The following is a 17990-nucleotide window of genomic DNA, read 5'->3' as shown; positions in this document are numbered from 1 at the left end:
TCCCACTTGTCAAGTAAAATTGAAAATATTTTTTATGCTTTATTTTCAATCGCCCTCGTGTAATTGATTGATTGCCAGTGATTTACTCTCTGTTTCTTAATCACCCTCATTGTTTGGGAGTGCAAAGGTAGCTGACTTATTTTAGCTTGTCAAGTAAAACAGAAAATAAATTTTCCCTATCTGTCTGTTGGCTACGCTTGCCGGTTGGTGGACAGGGCTGTTGGGCCCGGTTTGTCAACCGTTTTCCCTGATTTGGGACTGCAAAGGTAGGGGGCTGAAACGCCTTTGTCAAGGCCTTGGCGAAAAATAAACAGGCAGTTACCAAATAATCTTTGGCAACTGCCCGCCAATCAGACACTTACAGCTGCTTAAAAGCTAAACTTTTTTTAAAAGATGATTTTTCTTCCCTTTTGAAACCAATATATAGCGTCCCTGTAGCCACTCCAAGTCCGTAGATGCACCCGGATCAGCCACTTTTGTTTTGTTTATACTAACTGCATTTTGCGTAATGGCGCGACGAGCTTCTCCTTTCGAGGCATACACTTCTCCCCTACTGGCGATAGATAGCAGGTCTGTAATGTCTTTGCTATTGGCTAGTTCCTCGGCTGATACTTCTGTTTGAGGTACTCCTTCAAAAATAACATCGAATTCATGAACCTGAATTGAACGTAGCGTCTCAAGCGTGGCTTTGCCAAATAAAACTTCTGAGGCTTTTACGGCTAATTCATAACCAGCCTGAGAATGTATACGAATTGTTACGTCCTCGGCAATTGCTTTCTGTAAGATTCGCAAATGCGGTGCTTCGGCATGTTGACGTTCCAGCTCTTCAATTTCCTCTCGGGAAAGGAGAGTAAATACACGAATCAGGCGCGGACAATCGGCATCTGTTGTATTGAGCCAGAACTGGTAGAACTGATAAGGCGATGTCAGAGTAGGATCAAGCCAGACATTGCCGCTTTCAGACTTACCAAATTTGGTACCGTCGGCTTTGGTTACGAGGGGTGTTGTCAGGGCATAGGCCAAATGGTCTTCATGCGCAGCATTTTCGCCAGCTTCCTTACGACGGATAAGTTCGGTTCCAGTGGTGATATTGCCCCATTGATCGGAGCCACCCATTTGTAGACGAACGTTTTTGTTTTTGTAGAGCCAGTAAAAGTCGTAGCCCTGTAATAGTTGGTACGAGAATTCGGTAAATGAAATTCCGGTTTCAAGCCGCTTTTTGACTGAATCTTTCGCCATCATGTAATTGACGGTGATATGCTTGCCTGCCTCGCGAAGAAAACCAAGGAACGATATTTCTTTGAACCAATCGTAATTATTGACCATTTCGGCGGAATTAACTCCACTTTCGAAATCAAGGAATTTGGTCAGCTGGTGGCGAATACCTTCCTGGTTCCGACGTAGTGTTTCTTCAGACAGGAATTCGCGCTCGGATGCTTTGCCTGATGGGTCGCCAATCATGCCTGTAGCGCCACCAACCAGCGCAAACGATTTGTGACCCGCTCGTTGGAGATGCACCAATAACATCACCGTAGCGAGATTACCAATATGAAGTGACGCAGCCGTTGGGTCGAAACCAATGTAACCCGCTGTCATTTCTTTCTGGAGCTGTTCTTCGGTGCCGGGGGTCATGTCGTTCAACATGCCACGCCAGCGGAGTTCTTCAATGAAATTCATAGTTGTAAAGAGTGAAAGAGTGAAAAAGCTAAGAGCGACCTGGTAACGCTCATTCGCTCTTTCACTCTTTAGAATGTTGCAAAACTAGTAGTTTATGGCAAAAGCAATGACGAATCACCGTAACTAAGGAAGCGATAATCATTTTGCAAGGCTTCCTTATATATATGCTTCCATTCGTCGCCGATGAGCGTAGCGATCAGCAGAATCAATGTTGAGCCGGGCTGGTGAAAGTTGGTGATTATACCTGTACACATTCTGACCCGATAACCGGGTGTAATATAGATACCAGTATGCGCTACAACCGACTCCTTATTCGTACTAGTAAGGTAACGTAAAACGGCCGTTAGGGCCTCGTCAACTTTTGGCTGTTGATCGGTTGGGAGTTGGTAGGCATATTGTTGATCAAGCGAAAACGGGTCAGGCTCATTACGCAGGAGTTTTACACCCATCCAGTATAAACTTTCCAACGCCCGCATAGACGTAGTACCTACTGCAATTATATGACCCAGATGACCCAATAAATTAAGCAGGTTCTGCTGTGTATAGACGACTTGCTCCGTGTGCATGTGATGTTGCCGAACATTATCCGTTTTAATCGGCTGAAAGGTTCCGGCTCCAACATGCAGGGTCAGGTAATCGTGTTCCAGGCCATGTTCAGCTAACGTGTCAAATATGGCTGGGGTGAAATGTAAGCCGGCAGTGGGCGCTGCGACAGCTCCCTCCTGCGTTGAATATACGGTCTGATACGTATCCCGGTCGGTGTCGGTAGCATCGCGTTTTAGGTAAGGCGGTAACGGAATCTCACCCGCCAACTGAATAAGCTGAGCGAATGTCAACTCTATTGGTTGCCAGCTTAAACGTACTACCGACGTCTCGTAGTTCTGCCAGGCGGCTGTGAGTGTTACATCGCCAGTTGATGTCGGGAATGTGGTTTGCAGGGATTCGTCCTGTTTCCAGCGTTTACGATTGCCAATCATACCCTGCCATATGGCTGAACCCGTCGTCTCCATAGCCTGACTGATGGGCAGATTATTTGGAAACGGATTTAGCAAGAACAGTTCAATGATGGCTCCCGTTGGTTTCGTAAAATACAACCGCGCCGGAATAACCTTCGTATTATTGAAAACCAGAAAACTAGCCTCAGGCAACAGATCGGCTAAGCTGGAAAAGCGTTCGTGGCTAATCCGACCATTCCTATACACGAGCAGTTTCGATGCATCGCGTCGGGGCAATGGAAAGCGGGCAATACGTTCATCGGGCAGATCGTATTGAAACTCGCTCAGCAACAGGTCATCCGTTTCACTCATCTTCACTGGGTTTTCTGAACAAACGAATCGGCAGCCAGGCGATCACAGCAATCAGGATAAACGTACTAAGTGGCAATAGCCACGCATATTCAACTGCTCGAATCGGTCGGTCGGATCGGTTAAGAAATGAAAGCACCAACAACCCTAAACCTAGGATCGTATTAATGGCAGACATCAATAGACTAAACCATTCCTTAAAAACCACGTTCAATTCTGGTCGACGCGTTGCCCAGACATGTTGATTCGGTACTGGAATCTGATCGGTCGGAACTTTAAGAAACAGACGTCCAATCAAATTAAGCAACGTATTGTTAATCAGAAATATAGCGATAGCGATGTAAAAAATCGTTTCCCGATTGATCGTTTGGAGAGGATGATTGAGTTCATCGAAACGTACCACTACGTTATCGGGATACGAAATATAACTACTAAACAGAGCGAATAAGAATCCGACAATGGACAAAACACGCCACACACGGACGAAAAAAGTACCTGCTTTCATGTAAATAAGCGAAAGAGCGAAAGACTGAAAGAGCGATCCGTTATAAGGCGAATCGAGCGGCCAATCCAATGCGACTTGATAAGCAATCAGTCTGATTTTTCAAATCAGGGCGCAAAGGTACGGCTCGAATGGGGGAAATCCGTTAGCTTAGCCATTTGTTGATGAGTTTGGTTATGAAGATTTACACAAAAACTGGAGATAAAGGGCAAACGGCACTTATTGGTGGGCGTCGGGTAAGCAAAGCGGATTTGCGCATTGACACGTACGGAACGGTAGACGAACTGAATTCGTGGATCGGTTTAGTACGCGATCAGGCAGTAAATGTCGAACGGAAAGAATTATTGAAAGAGATTCAGGATCGGCTGTTTACGGTTGGTTCAGAACTGGCAACAGATCCAATGAAAGCGTCCCTCCAGACCGGACCCAAACGGGCAATGCCAGCCATTGCGCCCGAAGACATTACGTTGCTTGAACAGGCAATGGATGAAATGGATGCCGAATTACCGGAACTACGAGCGTTCGTTTTGCCAGGTGGACACGAATCTGTGTCGTTTTGTCATTTGGCCCGAACGGTTTGTCGGCGGGCCGAGCGTTTGGTGATTAGTCTTAATGATAATGCCCCGGTTGATGAGTTCGTATTGCAATACCTCAATCGACTATCTGATTATTTATTCGTACTAGGGCGAAAAATGGCACAGGAATTACACGCCGAAGAGGTTGTGTGGAAGCCAAGAGTATGACTTTCCGATGCTTCCTGGCAGCTATTTTCTCACCATATCTACCGATCAAAAAAAAGTTGTCTTGACAACTAAATTTAGTCAATCTATTTTTTTAGCTTTGCCGCAGGTGTTTTTCAGCCACCTGACTCATTACTTAATACCCTGATTATGACGACGGACGTCTTTCAAATTGAACTGCGGAAAGTGGAGCACTCCCGCATTCAGGAGGTAGATTTTAATCATCTGCCTTTCGGAAAACATTTCTCGGACCACATGTTTGTGGCTGATTTCGTTGACGGTGAATGGCAAAATCAAATGATTGTGCCATTCGACAATTTCACGCTAAGTCCTGCTCTGTCGTCGCTACACTATGGTCAATCCATTTTTGAAGGCATGAAAGCTTTCAAAAATGAAGCGGGCCAGGTTTCGCTGTTCCGCCCTTATGCCAACTTCGAGCGTATGAACGAATCAGCCCGACGGATGTGTATGGCTACGCTTCCTGAAGAGGTATTTATTGGTGGACTGGAAGCGTTGCTACGTGTCGATGCTGACTGGGTGCCTGATACGCCCGAAAGTTCTCTCTATGTGCGGCCCTATATGTTCGCGACCGACACTTTCCTGGGTGTGGCTCCGTCGAAGACGTATCGTTTCTGCATTTTCACCTGCCCGGTTGGCGCTTATTACTCAAATCCGCCCAAACTGAAAGTGGAAACCGAGTTTATCCGGTCGGCTCCGGGTGGTGTAGGCTACGCCAAATGTGCGGGTAATTACGGTGGTTCGCTGTACCCAACGCTGATGGCACAACAACAGGGTTATGATCAATTGATCTGGACTGATGCCCGTGAGCACAAGTACATTGAGGAGTCGGGCACGATGAATATTATGTTCATGATCGACGGCAAATTAATAACACCGGCTACGTCCGATTCGATTCTGAAGGGTGTGACGCGTGATTCGATCATACAAATAGCCCGTAGTTGGGGGATTACTGTTGAAGAACGGTTGGTATCGGTTGAGGAAATCATTGGGGCGATTGAAGCAGGGCGTCTTTCGGAAGCTTTCGGGGCGGGAACCGCCGTGGGTTCGGCACCGTATTCGCTCATCGGATACAATGGAAAGGATTATATGCTACCGGAGTTTGCGCCGGAAGAATCCTTTGCCGTTCGTATAAAAAATTACCTTTCTGATCTTCGTACGGGTAAAGTGGAAGACAGCTTCGGTTGGATGCACAAGGTTTAGGTTTATACTATGTGTTGAAGACAAACGCCCCGGCCATGTGGTCGGGGCGTTTGCGTTTACAGGCTTGTCTCCTAGCAAAACGCTCTACTTCGCCGAAGCAGTCGTTGCGCCACCGGCGGGAGCGATCTTGATTTTCAGGCCAAAGTCTTTGCCTTTCGATACGTCTTTCAACGTAACAGTTTCACCATTGGAATTCGTCCAGACCGTTCCTGAATTTACGGGCTTGGGCGCACCGTATCGAGTGGCAAAATACGTCCCTAACTGTTTCTGATAGTCCGTAACTGACTGGCGACTATTCAGGAATAAATCGACCTCAATGGCGGACACTTTTTTATTCGCCTGATAGTATAGCATATCGGCAGTTTCCAGGTTGGCGAACTCAACGGTGTAACCAATATGCGTTGCATCGCTCTCGAAAGATTCTCCTTTTTCGCTGGCTTTTACTTTGCTAAAATCATCACCGAGATTAATACCGCGCCAATCGCTATCCGCTGTCAATCCCAGATCAGCTAAGTGGCCGGTGATGGCGACATCTGTTGCCGTTTCAGCAACTGACGATTTGATTGTTGAATCGGTAACTTGACTATCTGTCTGCTGGCGGCTATTGCAGGCAGTAAAAAAGACGGTCGAAAGGCAAATGGCTACAGTAAGGAAATGTCTATTCATATGTATCAGGTTGATTCTACAAAGGTAGCGCATTGGCACGATTTGATTCCGGACTTTACCTAAAAACCGCTCGCTAGAAAAGTACAATCAAATGCCCCAATTGTAGCACTTTATCTATTAAATCCTAGACTAATCTAATTAATTGAGTAGTTAAAGGAACTCAAATAACCAAACAAAGTTGATGGGGTTATAACACTCATCCTCGAATAGCTATTTCAATTATGCATTTTCCCTTATTCGGCGCTGCTCCAATTCCCTTTGACGATTTACATACGATTGAGAAGAACATACCTAATATTATCCTGTGGGCGGTTCCTGTCATGCTGTTTTTCACCGTCATTGAGATGGTCGTTACGTACTATCAGGAGAAGGAGTTCTACGAGAAAAAGGAAACGATCGGTTCTATTCTGGTGGGTCTGGGCAATCTCGTTGTCACCGCGGGCCTGAAGGTCGGACTACTTTATTTGTGTATCTGGGTGTATAATCTGATTCCCTGGCGGATGGAATTGCAGTGGTGGACATTGATTCCGTGCTACGTTATTTACGATTTTTTCAGCTATTGGGCACACCGCGTTTCGCACGAGCAGCGATTCTGGTGGGCTACGCATGTAGTGCATCACTCCGGGGAACATTATAATCTAACGGTTTCCTATCGACTGAGCTGGATACAACATTTGAAGATTATCTTCTTTTTGCCCGTAGCGTTCATGGGCTTTCACCCGATTATCTTTTTCGTGACGAACCAGATTGCGGTTTTATTCCAGTTTTGGGTACATACTGAATATATCCGTCGGCTGCCCGCCTGGGTCGAATACATTTTTGCTACGCCCTCCAATCACCGCGTACATCACGGTACGCAGGACCAATATATTGATAAGAATTTTGGGGCTACATTCATTTTCTGGGATCGTATATTCGGCACATTTGAGCCTGAGATTGAGCCGGTTACGTATGGTATCACTACTAACATTCCGAACAAAGCCAACCCGATCTTTATCAATTTCCACGAACTCACCGATATGGCCAGGGATGTGAAGCAGGCGAAAGGACTTCGTAAAAAGCTCTTTTACATTTTTGGTAGCCCCATCAAAATTGCGGAAGAGAAGAAGCAGCAGGAGATTCGGGAAGCCGTTGACAGCGAGGTAGCCGTCTAGCTAATCCATTTTCTTTAGCTCACGCGTTTTCCGTGCAGAAGCATATCGACTGCATTATCGAACGAGCCAGCCAGCGAAACCTGCCCAGCATTGATAAAGAATATCTCGTCGGCGCTTTCAATGGTGTTCAGGCGATGGGCAATGATGATACGTGTCGTTTTTTCGGGCAAATTTTGCAGGATTTCGTCCAGCAATTGTTCAGTAATCGTATCAATATTGGCTGTGGCTTCGTCCAGTATCAGCAAATCTGGATGACGTAACACAGCCCGCATGAACGCAATCAACTGTTTCTGTCCCAAGCTGATCGCATCGCCAGTCGTCTGAACTTTGGTGTCCAGTCCATTGTCGAACCGCTCCAGCAATCCGTCCAGATTTGCCTTTCGGATAACCTCCGCCAGTTGCTCATTGGAATAGGATTGATAGGCCACATTGCCATAAAGAATATTTTCCCGAACGGTACCGGTGAACAGAAACGGCTCCTGCAAAATGAAGCCAATCTTACGAGTGCGTTCCTCTGAACTGTAGGAACGTATGTCTTTACCATCAAGCAATACGGTTCCACTTGTCGGGTCGTATAAGCGGGCAATCAGTGACGCGGTTGTGGTTTTTCCACCGCCCGTTGGGCCTACTAACGCATAGGTTTTGCCCCGTTCCAAATCAAAGTTGATCGTGTGTAGCACCTCCTGGCCATCCGGATAACTAAACGATACGTTCCGAAAAGCCAGGAGCGGAGCGTCTGCGTCTGGTTCTGTTTGCAAATTTTCGACCGTTTGTAAATTCGTTTGCATAGCCAGTAGGTGCGATATTCGATCCCAGGCCGCCATGGCTACCTGAAAGTTTGCCCACAACGTAGCGAGTTGGCGAAGCGGATTATAGAAATTAGTGATGTACGATAAAAAGCTGATCAGCAGACCGACGGAGAAATGACCCGTTGAAATTAGGTAGATGCCGAAGGTGAGTACGATTAACTGGCCAAAATTGGCAGCCAGTCCAATCACGGGCATAAAAATGTTGTTGGCCAAACCGGCTCCGATAGCAGTTTTATAGTTTTGCTGGTTTGCTTCCTCAAAACGTTTCCGAAAATAATCGCGTCGGTTAAAGGCAATGATCACCTTGAAATTGGTCAGGCTTTCCTGAATTTCGGCACTCATATTTCCGACACTATTCAGGTTAACGGCATTTTTTCGTTTTACCCAGGCCGCTGTCGCTTGGGTGAAAACCCACATCAGAATAGCCGGAGACAACGCTGCCGCTCCCAGTGGCAGGTCGATAAACAACAGAAACAGGCCCGCCCCGGTCATAATAAAAATACTCCCCACGAACTGCATCAACGATTGCGAAAAAAACTGATTGAGTTTATCGGTGTCGTTATTGATCCGGGAAATGAGGTCGCCCGCTTTGTTCTGATTGAAAAACGCCACAGGCAAATCCTGCAGCTTATTGAATACCGCATTCCGAAGTTTAAACAGGGTGCGCTGCCCTACCCCGCCCATCAGGCGCGATTGCAGGTAATTGGTTCCGAAAGCGACCACGTAAACGACCAGCAGAATACTCACATTTCGCAGGACACCGTCATACTGTTTCGTCTGAATATACGTGTCGACCGTTTGACCAACCAGCATCGGACCGACTAAGGTTAATCCTGAGTTGACCAGAATGGCGATAAAAGCCAGAATGAGTGTCTGGCGTTCATCGTCAATCAGGGCCAGCAATTTTCGAAGGGCTTTATACGTAGCGTTTTTCTCTTCTTTCTGCCCGACAAACTGTTTAAGATCGTAGTTCATATTGGCTGGTGCTACGTTGCGATTGATAGATCTGAACGTATTCGGGACTGGTTTGCATCAGTTCCAGATGTGTCCCTATGGCAATAATTTCGCCTTCCATGAGCAGAATTATCTGTTCATAGTCTTCAATAGAAGCGATTTTCTGGGTCACGGCAATGAGCGTCAGGCCGGGATAATTCTGCTGAACGTTAGCCAGAATTTTCTGTTCTGTGCTGGTATCGACCCGAGCGGTGAAATCGTCCAGTAACAACACATTGGGATTGAGCGCCAGCGCACGGGCCAGCATGATACGTTGTTTCTGCCCACCCGAAAGGCTGGAACCCCGTTCGGAAACAACCGTTTGTAATTTATTGGGTAAAGAATCAATAAAACCGCTTAATTCGGACGTAGTGATGGCTTTCTCCAAGGACGCATCGGTTACGGTTTCGCTGAAGGCAATGTTCTCACGAAGGCTCAAGTTGAAAATGATACTATCCTGAAAGACAAACCCAACCTGCTGGTGGAAAACATCTTCATCATAGCTGTCGATCGGGATACCGTCGTAGTGTACGCTACCCTCCGTGGGCTTAATCAAACCCGTCAGCAGGAATAATAACTGACTTTTACCCGCTGCCGTTGGTCCGACAATGGCCGTTCGTGTTCCGGCATTCACGGAGAAGGAAATATTCTTCAGCGCGGGCTTTTCACCATAGTAAACCGATACGTTCTGTAATTCAATATCGCCGTTCAGCGTTTTTTTCACCTTACCCGTGTTAGCTGTTTCGGGTGCCTGAAGTACTTCGCTAACGCGCTGATAAGAAGCCGATGCCTGCGCAATCACATTGCTCATGAAACCAATGACGATGATCGGGAAAACTAACATGGCCAGGTAGCCATTGAAAGCGGCAAAATCGCCCAGCGACATACTTCCGGTAATGACAAATTTGCCACCTAACACCAGGATAGCCAGCCCAGCCATACCAGCCGTAAAACTGATAACCGGAATGAGGCCCGCAAACAGTCGCAGAATAGCCAGCCCTAACTCTTTGGCATCGGTATTAGCCGCCAGAAACTTATTATACTCAAGTTGTTGGGAATTAAGCACCCGAATTAATGACGAACCCAGAATACTTTCGTTGATGACTTTATTGAGCCAGTCGATTACTTCGCGGCTTTTGACGAACAGAACCCGCACTTTTTTCAGCACCAGAAAGAACGTAACACCGATGATCGGTACTATGGTCAATACAGCTAAAGCTAGCTTCCAATTAATGTTTATCAACAATATACCGGCGCCAATAATGATGCATAGGGACGAAACGATCGACACAATTGCCTGCGAAACAAACAGTTTAACCGAATCAATATCCGACGTCAGGTTGGTCAACAATCGGGATGGATTGGCCTGTTGAATATAGGCAAAGCTTTGACGCGAAATTTTCGCTGCCAGTTCGGTACGTAAATCCTTCGCTACCCGCTCCGACGCGTACGTCTGGACGACACTTTGCAGATAGGTGAAGACAAAAATGAATAGTGCCGCCACCAGAAACTCGACGATCGTGGTTCGCAGCACATACGTACCGGCCGAGTAAGTGTCGATCCCATGTTTGATAATCATCGGCAATAGCAAGTTCACGCTATTACTGACCAATGCCAGAATGATCAGCAATGTGATCATTCGGGAATAGGGTTTCAGCAGACTAAGCAAGGGAGATGACGGCTTCCTGGGCGCTTCTTTTTGGGGAATAGCGTTATCCATATTCAATGGCAAATGGAGGCTTTAGCTAAGATGAAGCATCACCCAAAGGTAAGTAAATTAGGAACGTACCGCCATGTAGCGTGGTTGGCAGACACATTAACAGAACATTAAAATGAGAGTGGATTTATAGAATAACTCAATTATGCATAGTGTTGGGCAGATTAGATTCTATTGTTCGGAATAATAATTTTGTCAACTTTGACTAATGTTTAGCTCATTTGATGGCGTCCGAATTTATATTTATCCACGTGACCATAATCCAGCCCATTTTCATGCTTACTACGCTGAATATGAAGCCTTAATTAATAGTAGAACACTAGAAATTATGGTTGGCGAGCTACCAGGCAAACAACTAAAGCGCGTACTAAAATGGGCTGGATTAGTTCAAAATGAACTGTTAGACGAATTTATTCGATTACAACAACTATGAGTCAGTTACCACGTATTACTGAAATAATTAAAGTCGAGCCATTCAAAATAACCTGTCGCTGGTCAACCGGTGAAGTGCGGGTTATTGATTTTGAGCTAATTTTTCAGGAATGGAAGTTGGAACAACATCCGTCAGAGAGTTCCTTACTTGATTATGAACTCTTCAAGTATGTCTCCATTAGTGAGCAGAAAACACTCCAGTGGGTTAATATTTTAACATCCCATAAATATTGGGATGAATCAGGAGTTGCCAGTGAACAAAAAAGCCCTCTGACCTATGATGCGGATGGTTTATACATCAAAAGCCAACCTTTAGAGTTCTACCGTTTAGTACCCATTACCGATAGACAACAAGCTGCTTAACTTACAACTCCTGCGCCAGATTGAAGAAAAAACCAGACTTTCCCTGGGCGTTAATTGTCCCACTAAAACGCATCACCAGGTTGTAAAATGACACGATGTCCAGGCTCATACCAGTTCCAACAAGAAGGCGATTGGCCAATTGACTCTGGTACTGTTCTGCCACGGTGCTCCTAACATAGCCCGCATCGGCGAAACCTGTTACGTAGATCGAAATCGGCACGGTGTTGAATTGACGAATGTGCAGCCAATTGAGTTGTTTTCGCGTATTAACAAGCTGATAGCGAATGCTATTTCGCCAGGTTGCCGTCCGCTGTCCGTCTATTACGTATAATTCGTAGCCCCGGACGTTGTCGACGGAATTTCCCAGACCACGCAGATTGAAATAAGGTTGGCGGGTTGGCCAGGTTGAACGCCCCCGCAAACTACCCGCTGCGTAAAACCGATTACCCAACGGCCAGTAACGCGTCATGGATGCCGACAGATCCAGAAAGTGAAAGTTGTCACCCGGCAAGATGCCCGATACACCAGCATTACCTGAAAACAACGTACCCCGCAACGGATACACGACGTTATCGCGCCGGTCATACCGATACGTATAACTCATGGCCAGGAATTTTTGATTAGTCCGGCCATCGAGAAAATAGTCTGGGTTAATACGGGCTATGGTGTCGGCAATGGTGTTGTGCGTATACCGCGTATCGAGCGTGTGGTAGTGATACAGCCCGCGCCGGTGGGTCAGCGTGACAGCTGCGTACCGGCGTTCGCGAAGTACATCTTCTGACTTTACGTAAACCCATTTATCGGCCAGCGTCCGGTATGGAATTTCTTTGTTCGTTATGTATCCCACATCGACCCGCAACCCAATCCGCTGCGCTTTATCAATATAGGGTTTGGCATAAGATAGGACAGTTCGTTGCAGAAACCCCCGCTCAATGATTACCTGAAGTCGGTCATTGTTGCCCGTTACGTTGCGGTAACTGAGGTGGCCCCCATAAATAACCCGGCTGAAATCACGCCCCCGGTCATACCACCACTCATTAAAATTCCGGTCAGCCAGATCGAACACCGGATAGGCAATGAGGTACCATCGCTCTTTCATGATGATCGTCAGATCGAGCTGGGTAAGCTGGGTCGAATCATCGGATGGAGTAAGCCGCGTCTCGGTATCTACCGTAACAAAAAGTGTCGTGTTATTGATATTTCGCTGATCCCAGGATACACGCTCCGGCAGGGTAGAAAGCCGGACAGAGTCGCCAACGTGGAGTGTCATTTCCCGTAAGATAATCCGGTCGCGGGTGCGGTAGTTTCCCTTGAGCGTAACCGATCGAACAACAACTTTTTGTGTGGAGTCGACTAATCCATCCGCCCGCGTAAATTGAGACGATACGAGTAGCGCCATCAGTAGCAGAACAACGGGTGGCCACGTTTTGGGAATCATGCTCAAAAGTACGTCTTTTCAAAAAAATAAGACAAGTATATCCCCATATCCTGCAAATACGTATGTATTATTGTTCGCTATTTAGTAAAATCTATGATGACTGTTAAATATACGACAATCTATGCAAACAGGAAATATTCAGAAGCCAGCTAAGAAAGCTAAACCTACACTGCGTTTTTGGCAAATCTGGAACATGAGTTTCGGATTTTTTGGTATTCAATATGGTTTCGGTTTGCAGCAAGCCAACATGAGTCCCATTTTTCGGTATCTGAATGCCGACGAAGCCAACATCCCGATTCTATGGCTGGCAGGTCCTATAACCGGGCTGATCGTACAGCCAATTATTGGCTCTATAAGTGACCGCACCTGGTCAACGCGCTGGGGCCGCCGAAAACCCTTTTTCCTGATCGGAGCCATCGTTACCAGTCTGGCTTTATTCCTCATGCCCAATTCGTCAGCCCTGTGGATGGCCGCTAGCCTGATGTGGATTCTTGACACGGGGCTCAACATTACACAAGAGCCGTTTCGCGCGTTTATTGGCGACAAACTCAACGATCAGCAGCGCGATTTGGGGTTTGCCGTGCAAAGTTTCTTTGTGGGATTTGGCCAAACCCTGGCGAATCTGATGCCAACCATTTTTCGACTTCTGGGCTTAACAACAACGGCGGTTGTGGCGGCTGGTGTAATTCCCGATAGCATAAAATTCCCGTTTTATATTGGCGGTGTCGCCGTTCTGCTGGCCGTTTTGTGGACGGTCTATACAACGAATGAATACCCACCAGATGACATGGAGGAATTCAAACGCCAGAAACAGGAAGGCAGCGGCATAGGTGGGGCTTTTTCGGAAATTTTTCTAGCCATTAAAGAAATGCCGGCCACCATGAAACAACTGTGGTGGGTCAAGTTCTTTACGTGGTTCGGCCTGCCGCTTATGTGGCAATATTTAACACTGGCCGTGGCTCGCCATGCCTTCAATGCCCCCAATGCCGACTCTCCGGGCTTTCAGGAAGGCACCGAATGGGGAAATCTTTGCTTTGCCATGTTCAACGTAGGCTGTTTCAGTATTTCTTTTTTCCTGCCCGCCATTGCCGAACGCATTGGCCGTCGGGCTACACACGCTACGTTCCTGACAATTGGTGGGCTGGGTTTTCTATCGATGCTGCTGTCAGACGATAAATATGTTTTCTTTATCGGGATGACCTTAGTGGGGTTGGCCTGGGGATCAATTCTGTCCATGCCCTATGTATTACTGTCCGGTTCGGTACCTCCCGAACGTATGGGTGTTTATATGGGCATTTTCAATGGCTTTATTGTTGTTCCCCAGATCGTTAACAACCTAACCGTACGTTTTTTCTACCCGACATTACTGAAAAACGACCCGCGTAACGCACTGGCATTGGCGGGTGTCTGTCTCCTTTTAGCGGCCGGTTCCTGTTTTCTGGTAAACGAAAATAAAGCCAGCCAGGAAGCCGCTTTCCCGATTGAACCCGGCGGAAATTAATACATAAACTTGTTTTTAATTTTCTGTTCCGATTGCAATCTCCTCCCGTGTCGAGTAGTTTGCAATCGGAATCTTTTTTGATAATTATGTCACAACGCCCCTACGCCCTCCTTTCTGTTGGTGAATTACTGGCCGATTTTATCGGTCATCATGTGTCGAGAAGTTTGCTTGATGCGCAGGATTTTCGTCGGTATCAGGGTGGTAGCCCGGCGAATATGGCGTCGAATATGGCCAGACTGGGGAACTCAACTGCCTTAGTCGCCTGTGTTGGCAACGACAATATTGGTGAATACTTAACCCGACAAGTTGAAGAGTCTGGCGTTGACATTCAATTCATTACGTCTGATCCGCTGGAGCCGACCAGTATTGTGCTGGTTTCCCGTACGGCCGGTACACCCGACTTTGTTGCCTACCGCCATGCCGACTCTATAATCAAGCCCGAACAATTGCCCGACTCCTTGTTGGCACAAGCCCAGTTATTTCATACGACCTGCTTTGCTTTAAGCCGTCAACCGGCGCAGGACACCATTGTCGATGCCGCTAAACGGGCACAGGCCGCCGGTTGCCAGGTTACGATTGACGCCAATTACGCGCCTACGATCTGGCCCGACCGTGAGCAGGCCTGGCGTGTGATTACGGAATATTGTTCGGCTGGCGCACTGGTTAAAATCAGCGAGGATGATGCCGAACGTTTATATGGCTCCCCTCAAGCGCCAGAGCGCATTCTGAACGATTTCCATCAAATGGGCGCAACAGTTATTTGCCTGACACTTGGTGCAAATGGCAGTCTGGTATCCTATGAGAAGGGACGTAAGCAGGCAAGAATCCCCGGTAAAAAAATTGATGTTGTCGATGTAACGGGCGCCGGAGATGCGTATTGGGCTGGTTTCCTGACGGCACATTTAGATGGATACGCACCCGGGAATTGTGCGATTGCTGGTGCAGCTCTGGCCAAAATGAAACTAACCCGACAAGGTCCGCTACCAGATAAAGTTGACCGGAAATTAATCTATGAGCAGTTTTTGTAGCTCAGTTAAAATCAAACAGGCGTGCCACAGTTCCAAACCGTGGCACGCCTGTTTGAACTGTCTCTCTTAGTTGCCTTACTTCAAATCCTCTAATTTATCTAAATCAATGTCTTCGAGGGCTGCTTTGATCTTGTCCATACTTACGCCACGACCCTCCGCCGTAATAATAAATCGTTTGTTTACCAGCACCGCAATTTCACCGTTTTTATCTTTGTTATCGTATTTTTCGTACGACTTATTATCGCCCATTTTACTGGTTTTTTCGTAGCCGTTTTCCGTCTCTTTATCGATATCAATCATCGACCAGGCCGCCAGCCCCATCAGCATCGGTCCACCACCCGCATCCACAATCGTGAGATCAATCGTTTCACTTCCATCTTCATTTCCATATTTTCCCTCGGCGGTCGATACATTATAACCAGCTGCGCCGTTTTTCTCACCCGTAGCTTCTTTCCGGGGCAATCCATCCGCATCGGCCGGAAGCATCTCCTTCAATTTTCGAAAGTCGATCGTTTCAGTAGGCCCTTTTTTCGACATCTCTTCAGCCTGAGCGGCCAGTTCTTTCACCGCACTTGCGGCACCCATCACGGATACGGATTCTTCGTCTTTTTTTTCCTCTTCCTCCTTATTTCCTCCACAACCAGTCAATAATGTTACTGATAGCAATCCGATCCAGAGCAGGTTTAGGTTTGTTTGCATGGTAGTTGAAAATGAGAATGGGCTAATGATTTATTTGTCAGCAAACTACGTATTCCTGGCATACAACGTATTAACTTTTGAGTAAACGTTGTTATGAATGAAACCCACTACTCAACTCGCTTGCTCAATACGTAATAATTGGCATCGACAGTCAGTACGCTTTCCTGTTGAACAGGCAACGTTTTCCACTGTGCCGTGGGCTGTAGCAGTTTATAAGGTCCTGATTCGCCCAGACAAACCTGAACTGGCATGGCAAAACCTGTTACACAATTGGCCCAGCGGTACTGAATCCCCCCCGCAACCGGACGATATTCAAGCATGGGAATTCGAACGTCGCGCAGGTATTGATCGAATACGGGTTTCAGATTAATTCCCGTTTGCTGGATCATGTACTCCTCGATTTGCTTCGCCGTGACGGTCTGGTGATAGAACGTTTTGTTCATGCCACGTAGCAACTGCCGCCATTTGTCGTCGTTGTTTACGAGTTGCCGGATGGTATGGAGCATATTGCCCCCTTTATAGTACATATCTGATGACCCCTCATGGTTAACATTATACGTACCAATAATCGGTTTATCATTCCGAATATTGGCGCGACACCCGATTACGTATTGCGCACCAGCATCTTTCCCATAATAATACTCCGTAAACAGGCATTCCGAATAGTTCGTAAAACTCTCGTGAATCCACATGTCGGCTACGTCCTTGTAGGTAATATTATTGGCAAACCACTCGTGCCCCGACTCGTGAACGATAATAAAATCCCAGAGCAAGCCCCAGCCCGTTCGGGAAAGGTCGCGGCCCAGGTAGCCGTTTTGAAAGTGGTTCCCGTAGGTCACCGAGCTCTGGTGTTCCATACCGAGATACGGCGTTTCAACCAGTTTGTAGCCGTCTTCATAGAACGGGTATGGGCCAAACCAGTACTCAAACGCCTTCATCATTTTGGGCACCTGCTGAAACTGCGTTTTGGCCGAATCGAGGTGTTCGGGAAGAACGTAGTAGTTCAACGCCAGCGGACCTTTGTCCCCTTTATAAACTTCTGACCAGTGCTCATACCGGGCAATGTTGAGATTAACGCCATAATTGTTGATCGGATTTACGACGTACCAATCGAAAGTTCGGGTGTGATCTGGGTTGGTTGTCACCTTTCGTAGCCGACCATTCGATACGTCGGTCAGGTCTTCGGGAACGGTTACGCTAATGGCCATCGAGTCTGGCTCATCGTACATGTGATCCTTGCAGGGCCACCACGCGCTGGCACCCAATCCCTGACAGGCCGTAGCAATAAACCAATTCCCGGCTTTGTCGTGCGACCAGACCAGGCCTCCATCCCAGGGAGGACGTTTCGCCACGCGTGGCTTTCCGGCATATTCTACCGTTACCGATTCCGTCTGTCCAGGCCGTTGAACCTTGATCAACTTTACAAAATAGGCGTTACCATCCTGTTTAAAGGCCAGTGGTTTGCCGTCCTGCAAAACGCGAACGACTCGCAATGGCCGTTGTAAGTCCACCTGCATGGTCTGACCGGGTTTCAGCACGCGATATCGAATGAGCGTCGAGCCACTCAACGTACTATCGGTAGGTTGCACGCGAACGTTAAGGTGATAAAAAGCCAGATCCCACCAGGCCCGCTCGGGCGTGATGGAACCACGTAGCGTGTCGTCATGGGTAAACACGTAGCGTTGCGCCTGCGTGAGCATGGGCAGCACTAGCAACAGGCATAAACTTACAAATCGGGTCATGGTT

At 47.2% G+C, this 17990-nt stretch carries 16 protein-coding genes; 7 read left to right on the top strand and 9 right to left on the bottom strand.

Translation table 11 applies throughout. The annotated features are described in order from the left end of the window. Window positions 1-375: 375 nt before the first annotated feature. From tyrS to BM202_RS21000, 3 genes are all read right to left on the bottom strand, one after another. The gene (gene tyrS / locus BM202_RS21010; RefSeq protein ID WP_093829744.1) at window positions 376-1677 is read right to left on the bottom strand and encodes a tyrosine--tRNA ligase; all 1302 of its coding nucleotides are present in this window, start codon (window positions 1675-1677) and stop codon (window positions 376-378) included. A gap of 92 nt (window positions 1678-1769) precedes the next feature. Beyond that, entirely contained in the window at window positions 1770-2984 is a 1215-nt protein-coding gene (locus BM202_RS21005; protein WP_093829742.1) for an S-adenosylmethionine:tRNA ribosyltransferase-isomerase, read from the bottom strand. Next, the gene (locus BM202_RS21000) at window positions 2977-3486 is read right to left on the bottom strand and encodes a hypothetical protein (RefSeq protein ID WP_093829780.1); all 510 of its coding nucleotides are present in this window, start codon (window positions 3484-3486) and stop codon (window positions 2977-2979) included. The genes BM202_RS21005 and BM202_RS21000 overlap by 8 nt, the downstream gene beginning before the upstream one ends. A 173-nt stretch (window positions 3487-3659) precedes the next feature. Between BM202_RS21000 and BM202_RS20995 the strand changes: the two genes are divergently transcribed. After that, a complete protein-coding gene (locus tag BM202_RS20995; RefSeq protein ID WP_093829778.1) occupies window positions 3660-4226 on the top strand; it encodes a cob(I)yrinic acid a,c-diamide adenosyltransferase in 567 nt (188 codons plus the stop codon). 147 nt (window positions 4227-4373) lie between these two features. Then, a complete protein-coding gene (locus tag BM202_RS20990; protein ID WP_093829740.1) occupies window positions 4374-5444 on the top strand; it encodes a branched-chain amino acid aminotransferase in 1071 nt (356 codons plus the stop codon). An 84-nt stretch (window positions 5445-5528) separates the two neighbouring features. Here the strand turns inward: BM202_RS20990 and BM202_RS20985 are convergent, their stop codons facing one another. Continuing rightward, window positions 5529-6110 carry a hypothetical protein gene (locus tag BM202_RS20985; RefSeq protein WP_093829738.1) on the bottom strand — a complete coding sequence of 194 codons (582 nt, stop codon included), beginning with the start codon at window positions 6108-6110 and terminating at the stop codon, window positions 5529-5531. A 221-nt stretch (window positions 6111-6331) separates the two neighbouring features. Between BM202_RS20985 and BM202_RS20980 the strand changes: the two genes are divergently transcribed. Continuing rightward, window positions 6332-7264, top strand: a complete 933-nt coding sequence (locus BM202_RS20980; RefSeq protein ID WP_093829736.1) for a sterol desaturase family protein — start codon at window positions 6332-6334, stop codon at window positions 7262-7264. A gap of 14 nt (window positions 7265-7278) precedes the next feature. Here BM202_RS20980 and BM202_RS20975 read toward each other — a convergent pair whose 3' ends face one another. Both BM202_RS20975 and BM202_RS20970 read right to left on the bottom strand, forming a co-directional pair. Next, window positions 7279-9048 carry an ABC transporter ATP-binding protein gene (locus BM202_RS20975; RefSeq protein ID WP_093829734.1) on the bottom strand — a complete coding sequence of 590 codons (1770 nt, stop codon included), beginning with the start codon at window positions 9046-9048 and terminating at the stop codon, window positions 7279-7281. Further along, window positions 9032-10786, bottom strand: coding sequence for an ABC transporter ATP-binding protein (locus BM202_RS20970; RefSeq protein WP_093829732.1), 1755 nt, complete (start codon window positions 10784-10786; stop codon window positions 9032-9034). Before BM202_RS20970 ends, BM202_RS20975 begins: the two co-directional genes overlap by 17 nt. A 205-nt stretch (window positions 10787-10991) precedes the next feature. On the opposite strand from BM202_RS20970, the gene BM202_RS39090 reads away from it, so the two are divergent. Together BM202_RS39090 and BM202_RS20960 are read left to right on the top strand one after the other, a co-directional pair. After that, window positions 10992-11216, top strand: coding sequence for a DUF4160 domain-containing protein (locus tag BM202_RS39090; protein WP_093829730.1), 225 nt, complete (start codon window positions 10992-10994; stop codon window positions 11214-11216). Beyond that, on the top strand, window positions 11213-11578 hold the full coding sequence (locus BM202_RS20960; protein ID WP_093829728.1) for a hypothetical protein: 366 nt from the start codon (window positions 11213-11215) through the stop codon (window positions 11576-11578). Before BM202_RS39090 ends, BM202_RS20960 begins: the two co-directional genes overlap by 4 nt. Before the next feature lies 1 nt (window position 11579). Here BM202_RS20960 and BM202_RS20955 read toward each other — a convergent pair whose 3' ends face one another. Continuing rightward, window positions 11580-13016 (bottom strand): BamA/TamA family outer membrane protein, encoded by a 1437-nt coding sequence (locus tag BM202_RS20955; RefSeq protein WP_093829726.1) that lies wholly within the window; start codon window positions 13014-13016, stop codon window positions 11580-11582. 121 nt (window positions 13017-13137) lie between these two features. Here BM202_RS20955 and BM202_RS20950 point away from each other — a divergent pair, with 121 nt between their 5' ends. Both BM202_RS20950 and BM202_RS20945 read left to right on the top strand, forming a co-directional pair. Continuing rightward, window positions 13138-14517, top strand: a complete 1380-nt coding sequence (locus tag BM202_RS20950; RefSeq protein ID WP_093829724.1) for an MFS transporter — start codon at window positions 13138-13140, stop codon at window positions 14515-14517. An 86-nt stretch (window positions 14518-14603) separates the two neighbouring features. Then, a complete protein-coding gene (locus BM202_RS20945) occupies window positions 14604-15545 on the top strand; it encodes a carbohydrate kinase family protein (RefSeq protein WP_177236640.1) in 942 nt (313 codons plus the stop codon). 75 nt (window positions 15546-15620) lie between these two features. Here the strand turns inward: BM202_RS20945 and BM202_RS20940 are convergent, their stop codons facing one another. Beyond that, window positions 15621-16244, bottom strand: coding sequence for a transposase (locus BM202_RS20940; protein WP_093829722.1), 624 nt, complete (start codon window positions 16242-16244; stop codon window positions 15621-15623). 107 nt (window positions 16245-16351) lie between these two features. After that, window positions 16352-17986 (bottom strand): M1 family metallopeptidase, encoded by a 1635-nt coding sequence (locus tag BM202_RS20935; protein WP_093829720.1) that lies wholly within the window; start codon window positions 17984-17986, stop codon window positions 16352-16354. Window positions 17987-17990 lie beyond the last annotated feature (4 nt).

Origin of the sequence: Spirosoma endophyticum (assembly GCF_900112365.1) — a bacterium.
Classification (GTDB): domain Bacteria; phylum Bacteroidota; class Bacteroidia; order Cytophagales; family Spirosomataceae; genus Spirosoma; species Spirosoma endophyticum.
This window is presented reverse-complemented; position numbering and strand designations above follow the sequence as displayed.

Excerpts from the sequence above, each read along its gene's own strand:
- BM202_RS20990 (WP_093829740.1), top strand. The coding sequence starts at position 4,374 with ATGACGACGGACGTCTTTCAAATTGAACTGCGGAAAGTGGAGCACTCC.
- BM202_RS20985 (WP_093829738.1), bottom strand. The coding sequence starts at position 6,110 with ATGAATAGACATTTCCTTACTGTAGCCATTTGCCTTTCGACCGTCTTT.
- BM202_RS20940 (WP_093829722.1), bottom strand. The coding sequence starts at position 16,244 with ATGCAAACAAACCTAAACCTGCTCTGGATCGGATTGCTATCAGTAACA.
- BM202_RS39090 (WP_093829730.1), top strand. The coding sequence starts at position 10,992 with ATGTTTAGCTCATTTGATGGCGTCCGAATTTATATTTATCCACGTGAC.
- tyrS (WP_093829744.1), bottom strand. The coding sequence starts at position 1,677 with ATGAATTTCATTGAAGAACTCCGCTGGCGTGGCATGTTGAACGACATG.
- BM202_RS21000 (WP_093829780.1), bottom strand. The coding sequence starts at position 3,486 with ATGAAAGCAGGTACTTTTTTCGTCCGTGTGTGGCGTGTTTTGTCCATT.
- BM202_RS20975 (WP_093829734.1), bottom strand. The coding sequence starts at position 9,048 with ATGAACTACGATCTTAAACAGTTTGTCGGGCAGAAAGAAGAGAAAAAC.
- BM202_RS20980 (WP_093829736.1), top strand. The coding sequence starts at position 6,332 with ATGCATTTTCCCTTATTCGGCGCTGCTCCAATTCCCTTTGACGATTTA.
- BM202_RS20935 (WP_093829720.1), bottom strand. The coding sequence starts at position 17,986 with ATGACCCGATTTGTAAGTTTATGCCTGTTGCTAGTGCTGCCCATGCTC.
- BM202_RS20945 (WP_177236640.1), top strand. The coding sequence starts at position 14,604 with ATGTCACAACGCCCCTACGCCCTCCTTTCTGTTGGTGAATTACTGGCC.
- BM202_RS20970 (WP_093829732.1), bottom strand. The coding sequence starts at position 10,786 with ATGGATAACGCTATTCCCCAAAAAGAAGCGCCCAGGAAGCCGTCATCT.
- BM202_RS20950 (WP_093829724.1), top strand. The coding sequence starts at position 13,138 with ATGCAAACAGGAAATATTCAGAAGCCAGCTAAGAAAGCTAAACCTACA.
- BM202_RS21005 (WP_093829742.1), bottom strand. The coding sequence starts at position 2,984 with ATGAGTGAAACGGATGACCTGTTGCTGAGCGAGTTTCAATACGATCTG.
- BM202_RS20995 (WP_093829778.1), top strand. The coding sequence starts at position 3,660 with ATGAAGATTTACACAAAAACTGGAGATAAAGGGCAAACGGCACTTATT.
- BM202_RS20955 (WP_093829726.1), bottom strand. The coding sequence starts at position 13,016 with ATGATTCCCAAAACGTGGCCACCCGTTGTTCTGCTACTGATGGCGCTA.
- BM202_RS20960 (WP_093829728.1), top strand. The coding sequence starts at position 11,213 with ATGAGTCAGTTACCACGTATTACTGAAATAATTAAAGTCGAGCCATTC.